The sequence below is a fragment of the Streptomyces sp. NPDC058157 genome, from assembly GCF_042884105.1.
In the GTDB taxonomy this organism is placed as follows: domain Bacteria; phylum Actinomycetota; class Actinomycetes; order Streptomycetales; family Streptomycetaceae; genus Streptomyces.
The window spans coordinates 24,867-31,865 of record NZ_JBHVUQ010000081.1 but is presented as its reverse complement, the minus strand read 5'-3'; the positions used below and the strand labels follow the sequence as shown (position 1 = coordinate 31,865).

Annotated in this window: 6 protein-coding genes; 2 read left to right on the top strand and 4 right to left on the bottom strand. The window is 71.9% G+C overall.

Annotated elements, in window-relative coordinates:
* Nucleotides 1–77: 77 nt before the first annotated feature.
* Nucleotides 78–1,055: an RNA polymerase sigma factor RpoD/SigA gene (locus ACFVXK_RS20920; RefSeq protein ID WP_389613769.1), complete on the bottom strand. Its 978-nt coding sequence runs from the start codon at nt 1,053–1,055 to the stop codon at nt 78–80.
* Nucleotides 1,056–1,532: 477 nt separating this feature from the next.
* On the opposite strand from ACFVXK_RS20920, the gene ACFVXK_RS20915 reads away from it, so the two are divergent.
* On the top strand, nt 1,533–2,174 hold the full coding sequence (locus ACFVXK_RS20915) for a Uma2 family endonuclease (RefSeq protein ID WP_389613768.1): 642 nt from the start codon (nt 1,533–1,535) through the stop codon (nt 2,172–2,174).
* Here the strand turns inward: ACFVXK_RS20915 and ACFVXK_RS20910 are convergent.
* From ACFVXK_RS20910 to ACFVXK_RS20900, 3 genes are all read right to left on the bottom strand, one after another.
* Nucleotides 2,171–2,974, bottom strand: a complete 804-nt coding sequence (locus ACFVXK_RS20910) for a dioxygenase (protein WP_389613766.1) — start codon at nt 2,972–2,974, stop codon at nt 2,171–2,173. The two genes, ACFVXK_RS20915 and ACFVXK_RS20910, sit on opposite strands and share 4 nt — an antisense overlap.
* A 138-nt stretch (nt 2,975–3,112) precedes the next feature.
* Nucleotides 3,113–4,666, bottom strand: a complete 1,554-nt coding sequence (locus ACFVXK_RS20905; RefSeq protein ID WP_389613765.1) for an MFS transporter — start codon at nt 4,664–4,666, stop codon at nt 3,113–3,115.
* 114 nt (nt 4,667–4,780) lie between these two features.
* Nucleotides 4,781–5,431 (bottom strand): TetR/AcrR family transcriptional regulator, encoded by a 651-nt coding sequence (locus ACFVXK_RS20900; RefSeq protein WP_389613763.1) that lies wholly within the window; start codon nt 5,429–5,431, stop codon nt 4,781–4,783.
* A 260-nt stretch (nt 5,432–5,691) separates the two neighbouring features.
* On the opposite strand from ACFVXK_RS20900, the gene ACFVXK_RS20895 reads away from it, so the two are divergent.
* Nucleotides 5,692–6,972, top strand: coding sequence for a M6 family metalloprotease domain-containing protein (locus ACFVXK_RS20895; protein ID WP_389613761.1), 1,281 nt, complete (start codon nt 5,692–5,694; stop codon nt 6,970–6,972).
* Nucleotides 6,973–6,999: the final 27 nt, after the last annotated feature.

Genomic DNA, 6,999 nt, shown 5'->3' with positions numbered 1-6,999 from the left:
GGCGGGGCAGGGGGGAGCCCCGGCACCCGGGGGGGGGATGGGTGCCGGGGCTCGTCTCGGGGGCTTCGGGCGGGCTGTCAGGCCACGGCGTCGAAGCCGGTGTCGCGGGCCATCCGCTTCAGCTCCAGCAGGGCGTGCTTCTCGATCTGGCGGATCCGCTCGCGGGTGAGCCCGTGCTGCTTGCCGACCTCCGTCAGGGTCCGCTCGCGGCCGTCCTCGATGCCGTAGCGCATCTTGATGATCGAGGCCGTGCGCTGGTCGAGCTTGCCGAGGAGGTCCTCCAGCTCCTCGCTGCGCAGCAGCGCGAGCACGGACTGCTCGGGGGAGATCGCGGCGGTGTCCTCCAGCAGGTCGCCGAACTGGGTGTCGCCCTCGTCGTCCACCGACATGTTGAGGCTCACCGGGTCGCGCGCCCAGTCCAGCACGTCGCCGACGCGCTTCTCGGTGGTGTCGAGCTCGGCGGCGATCTCGGCGTGCTCCGGGTCGCGGCCGTTCTCGCGGTTGAACTCGCGCTGGATCCGGCGGATGCGGCCGAGCTCCTCCACCAGGTGGACGGGGAGGCGGATGGTGCGGGACTGGTCGGCGATGGAGCGGGTGATGGCCTGGCGGATCCACCACGTGGCGTACGTGGAGAACTTGAAGCCCTTGGTGTAGTCGAACTTCTCCACGGCGCGGACCAGGCCCGCGTTGCCCTCCTGGATCAGGTCGAGGAGGGGCAGCCCGCTGCGCGGGTAGCGCCGGGCGACGGCGACGACGAGGCGGAGGTTGGACCGGATGAAGACCTCCTTGGCCCGCTCCCCCTCGGCGGCCAGGGCCTCCAGCTCCTCGCGCGCGGGGGTCTCCCCGCCGCGCTCGACCTCTCCGTCGAGGATCTGCCGGGCGTAGACGCCCGCCTCGATGATCTGTGAGAGCTCCACTTCCCGGGCGGCGTCGAGCAGCGGGGTGCGCGCGATCTCGTCCAGGTACATGCCGACCAGGTCGCGGTCGACGATCTCGCCGCCCGCGGCGCGGGCGCTGCTCGTGGACTGACGACGGGCGACGGCGCGGGTTGCCATGCGGTGCTCCCTTGCGATGCGATGAACGGTCGCGGTGCGTCTTCGGACACTCTCCCGAGTGCCCGCTTCCGAGGGAAACAACGACTGGAATCGGGACAGAATTCCCACACGCCTCCCTCTTTTCCGGGATCTTGCAGTATCCTGCCCCGCCGCCACCCGGGTCGGGTGGTTTCGGCGGGCCACGAGAACCCGAAGAGGTGCAGGTCAGGCCCGCTCCGGAGACGCCCGGGCGGCCCAGGCGGCCGGTCCGCCGATGAGACCGCCGTCACACGCGGCGCGTCCGCCCCAGCGGTGCCCGCGGGCTGCATCCTCACCCCCCAAGACGGCCCGCGCCGGGTTCTGGTTGCCTGCCCGTCGCCCGTTCGGGTGAGGGTTGGGCATATTCCTCCGGCATGGTCCCGGTCCGCCCTACCTTCGGGGAGTCGCTTGTGCCGCCCGGCCGGCGACGCCCACACTTGAGGAGGAGGTGTTGCACCCATGACCGCTCTCGCCCACGAGGCTCCGGAGGCGGAGATGTCCCAGCAGGATCTCGACGCGGCCCTGTTCGTGGCATGGCAGGCCGCCGTCGACAAACTCCCCGAGGGCTTCCGCGCCGAGATCATCGAGGGGTCCATCGAGGTGTCACCCACCGGCCGCTACTCGCACAGCGAAATCGTCAACGACCTGCGTGACGAACTCGTGGTGTTCTTGGCCGGGAGCGGCCATGTCGCCCGGCAGGACATGAACGTCGCCCACAGCGGCGGAATCCTGATCCCCGACCTCCTCGTCGCACCGAAGAACGCCTTGCCGCACGTCACGGAGGACGGCGTCGCCATCAGGGCCGCAGGCGTCGACCTCGTCGTCGAAGTCGTATCCAGGGGACACGACAGCATCACCCGGGACCGCGTCCGCAAGCGGAGGGCCTACGCCCGAGCGGGAATCCCCCTGTACATCCTGATCGACGACTACGACGACGGTGGCACCGTCACGGTTCTCAGCGAGCCGGACCCCCAGAGCGGCGTGTACGGCGGCGAGGCACGGGTGACCTATGGCGAAGCGGCGACGGTCCCGTCCGGGCCCGCCCGGGGATTCGTCATCGGTGAGGCCATCACCGGTCCCGCCCGCACGGCAGCCCCCTAGCCGAACTGCACCGACCGCTTCGACAGCCCCATCCAGAACCCGTCCACCGGCGTGCTCTGCGCGTCCAGGTCGGATCCGGCCGCGCCGAGGGTGACGAACAGCGGGGCGAAGTGTTCCGTGCGGGGGTGGGCCAGGCGGCCCGCCGGGGACTTGGTCTCGAAGTCGAGCAGGGCGTCCACGTCGCGGGCGGCCAGGGCCTCGCCGCCCCAGGCGTCGAACTCCGCCGACCAGCCCGGAACCCCGGGCCCGGTGTGACGCAGGGCGGCCAGGTTGTGGGTGAAGAAGCCGCTGCCGACGATCAGGACGCCCTCGTCGCGCAGCGGGGCGAGCCTGCGGCCGAGGTCCATCAGGCGGGCGGGGTCCAGGGTGGGCAGGGAGATCTGCAGGACCGGTACGTCGGCCTGCGGGTACATCTCCACGAGGGGGACGTACGCGCCGTGGTCCAGGCCGCGGTCGGGGATGTCCTGGACCGGGGTGCCGGGCGCCTTCAGCAGGGCGCGGACCGACGCGGCGAGGTCCGGGGCGCCGGGGGCGTCGTAGCGGACCCGGTAGTAGTGCTCGGGGAAGCCCCAGAAGTCGTACACGAGCGGGACCCGCTCGGTGGCGCCGAGGGCGAGCGGGGCCTCCTCCCAGTGCGCGGAGACCATCAGGATCGCCCGGGGCCTGGGCAGGCCCGCCGACCAGGCGGCGAGCTCGGCGGGCCACAGCGGGTCGTCGGCGAGCGGCGGCGCGCCGTGGCTGAGGTACAGCGCCGGCATGCGGGCGGGGGTTGCCGGGGTGGGGGCTGCGGGGGTGGTCATCGGGCGCTCCTCGGGCCGGTCGTACGGCGTACGTCGTCCGCGGGGAGGGCGTACTCGGTTCACCCGAAAAGACTAACCCCGCTTCGTTCAAATTTGAACGAAGCGGGGTCCTCAGTCATTCCCGCGCACGCGCCCCCGTCAGTGGGCGATCACCGGGACGGGCAGCTCGGCGTCCTCGGAGGCCGCGCCGGAACCGGCGGCCACCGGGCCGCCCTGGCCCGGACGGCCGGTGTTGATCAGGGTGAACGCGATGGCCGCGCTGACCGCGAGGATGCCCACGGCCCACCAGATCGCCGAGGAGTAGCCCTCCACCATGGCCTGCGCCTGGACCAGCTTCCCCGCGACCCCGCCCGCCGCGGCCTGGGCCGCGTGGTCGGTCAGGTAGGCGGTGGTCGCCGAGGCGGCGATGGTGTTCAGCAGGGCGGTGCCGATCGCGCCGCCGACCTGCTGCGAGGTGTTGACCATGGCCGAGGCCACGCCGGCGTCGGCCGGGTTCACCCCGTACGTGGCCAGGGACATGGCCGGCATGAACGCGGTGCCCATGCCGAGGCCCAGCAGCAGCTGCGCCGGCAGGATCAGCGCCGGGTAGGAGGAGCCGACCTCCAGCTGGGTCAGCAGCAGCATGCCGGTGGCGGCGAGCAGGAAGCCCGGGCCCATCAGCAGCCGCGGCGCGACCCGGGTCATCAGGCGGGCGCCGATCTGGGTGGAGCCCGTGATCATGCCCGCGATCATCGGCAGGAAGGCGAACCCGGTCTTGACCGGCGAGAAGCCCTTCACGACCTGGAGGTAGTAGGTCAGGAACAGGAACAGGCCGAACATCGCGATGACGGCGAGGCCGAGCGAGAGGTAGACACCGCCGCGGTTGCGCTCCAGCAGGACGCGCAGCGGCAGCAGCGGGGACTTGACCCTGGACTCGACGGCGACGAAGGCCGCGAGCAGCACGGCGGCGGCGACGAACAGGCCGATGGTGGTCCCGTCCGTCCAGCCGGCGGACTCGGCGCGGGTGAACCCGTAGACGAGCGAGACCAGGCCGAGGGTCGAGAGGACCACGCCGGGGATGTCGAGACGGGCGCTGTTGCGGGAGCCGGCCGGCTCGCGGATGACCATCCAGGCGCCCGCGGCCGCGACGATCGCGAAGGGGATGTTGACGAAGAAGGTCCAGCGCCAGTTGAGGTACTCGGTCAGGAAGCCGCCGAGGATCAGGCCGACGGCGCCGCCGCCGCCGGCGATCGCGCCGTAGATGCCGAAGGCCTTGGCGCGCTCCTTGGCGTCGGTGAAGGTGACCGCCAGCAGCGACAGCGCGGCCGGGGCGAGCAGTGCGCCGAAGGCGCCCTGGAGGGCGCGGGCGCCCAGCATCATCGCCTCGCCGTTCGCGGCGCCGCCGAGGGCGGAGGCCAGGGCGAAGCCGACGAGACCGGTGATGAAGGCGTTCTTGCGGCCCCACTTGTCGGCGATGCGGCCGCCGAAGAGGAGCAGGCCGCCGAAGGCGAGCGCGTAAGCGGTGATGACCCACTGGCGGTTGCCGTCGGAGATGCCGAGGTCGGTCTGCGCGGAGGGCAGGGCGATGTTCACGATGGTCGCGTCGAGGACGACCATCAGCTGCGCCAGCGCGATGAAGACCAGGGCCTTCCAGCGACTGGGGTCGGCGGCGGCAGCGGCAGCCGGCGGGGCGGACGCGGCTGTTTCGGACATGGGGGTACCCACTTCACTGTGCGGAAAGACGGAATGACTGGAAAAAGAAGGGAATGAAGCGAAAGGAAGCGAAAAGAGGCGGTTTTCGAGACTACGGAAGGAGGCGGCGCCGCGTCACATGGTTTTCCGGCTGAGGGCCTGCAAGGTGACGGCCGTGCCGGGGAGTTGGGAGCGGGCCGGGGCCCGCAGCCCGTCGAGGAAGATCTGGAGGTGGCGGTGGACGAACCCGCTCACCGTCGTGCAGTCGGTCCCGGGGAGGGGACGGGCGAGCTGGGACAGGGCGAGCATCAGGTCACCGGTGCCGATGTCGGCCCGGAGCAGGCCCGCGCCCTGGCCGGCGGCGACCAGGTGGTCCACGGCGGCCCCCAACGCCTCGCGCGCGGCGAGGAGTTCGGGGTGGTCGTGGTCGAAGCCGTCGGTGAGCATCGGGCACAGGGCGCCGATCCGCTCGTCGGCCGCGGCGTGGGTGAAGCGGCACAGGGCCGCGAAGGCGTCGGGCTCCTCGGCGAGGGCGTCCTCGGCCTGGGCGGTGACCCGGTCCATCACGTAGAGCACCACGTGGTGGACGAGGTCGGCCCGGTCGGGGAAGTGCCGGTACAGGGTGGCGTTGCCGATCCCGGCCCGGCGGGCGATCTCGTCGAGGGGGGCGTCCGCGCCGAACTCCACGAACATCTCGCGGGCCGCACCGAGGATCCGCTCCCGGTTGCGCACCGCGTCGGCGCGCGGCTTGGGCACCCGGGTGGCGACGGCGGTGGGGCTCTGCATTCCGGGCCTCCCTGGGCTGGAACTCGTACGACGGGACCCCGAACCGGGGACTGGTTCCCCGCTTGTGGGGACTCTCTTGCAAACGGGGAACCAGTCCCTGGTTATTTCACTCCTCCGTGTGACCCGCATCACACCCGAATCCTGCGGTTTCGTCCCGTTTGGCCGCTTTCGACGCGCGGGCGTGTCGCAGCCGACGGAGGGTGAGCGCACAGAGAGCAGTCCGGACCCGGCCGGCTGCCGCGCACCCGAAGGCGATCTCCATGCCGCAGACCCGCCACCGGATACGCAGACCCTGCCGCACCGGCGCGTTCATCGGCCTCACCGCCCTGGCCCTGGGCGTCACCGCCACCGCCAGCGGCGGCATCCACAGCCGCGGCCACGCCACCTCGGGCCCCAAGGCCGCCAGCGCCGAATCCGCCCTGGCGCCCTGCCGGATCTCCGCGACCATGGGCGTCCAGATGTCGGAGGGCCTGCCGACCGCGCCCGGGTACTCCCGCTCGACGGGCGAGGTCCGCGCCCTCAACCTGATGATCGACTTCCCCGACGCCAAGGGCGAGGGCTCGGCCATGGACCGGCTGGCGGAGTTCTTCCCCCAGACCTCCGACTGGTTCCGCACCAGCTCCTACGGCCGGCTGACCTACCGGGCCGAGGCCCCGATACGGAACTGGCTGCGGATGCCGATGCCCTTCGCCGCGTACGGGATCGAACGCGGCTCCCCCTACGAGCCCGGCTACCGGCAGCTCGTCGAGCACATCGCCCGGGCCGCCGACGCCGAGGTGGACTTCAGCCGCTACGACCTGATCAACATCCTGGTCACCCCGAACGCCGGACCGTCCGCCCTGGACACCGTCCTGTCGGTCACCTTCTCCGGAAACGGCGAGGCCCCCATGGCCGACGGGGTGCCGCTCGCGAACACGTCCTTCGTCTACAGCCGGCAGGACGACGGCTCCGGCTCCTACCGGGAGACCGGCTACCGGGTGCTGCCGCACGAGAACGGGCACGTCTTCGGACTGCCCGACCTCTACACCTCCGACGGGGGCGGCACGGTCGGGCACTGGGACATCATGAGCGAGGACTGGGGCGCCAACAACGACCTCCTCGGCTGGCACAAGTGGAAGCTGGGCTGGCTCGACGGGTCCCAGATCAGCTGCGCCTCCAAGCCCGGCGTCAGCGAGCACCTGCTGGCCCCGCTGGGCGCGGAGGGCGGCGGCACGAAACTGGCCTTCGTCCCCCTGTCGGAGAGCGCCGGCTACGCCGTCGAGGTGCGCACGCGGACCGGGAACGACGAGGCCGTCTGCAAGCCCGGGGTGCTGATCTACAAGGTGGACTCGGACGTGGACACCGGGCGCGGGCCGGTGACGGTCTCGGACAGCGCGAGCGGCAGCGGCGGGTGCACGCGCCGCCCCAACGTGCACGCCGAGCTGTCGGACGCGCCGTTCCGGCCGGGCGAGACCTTCACCGACGACAAGGCGCACGTCAGCATCGCGGTGGTCGCGGCCCTCCCGGGCGGCGGCTTCCGGGTCCGCGTCACCCGCCCCTGACCGCCCTTCCCCCCTCTGTAAGGAGCC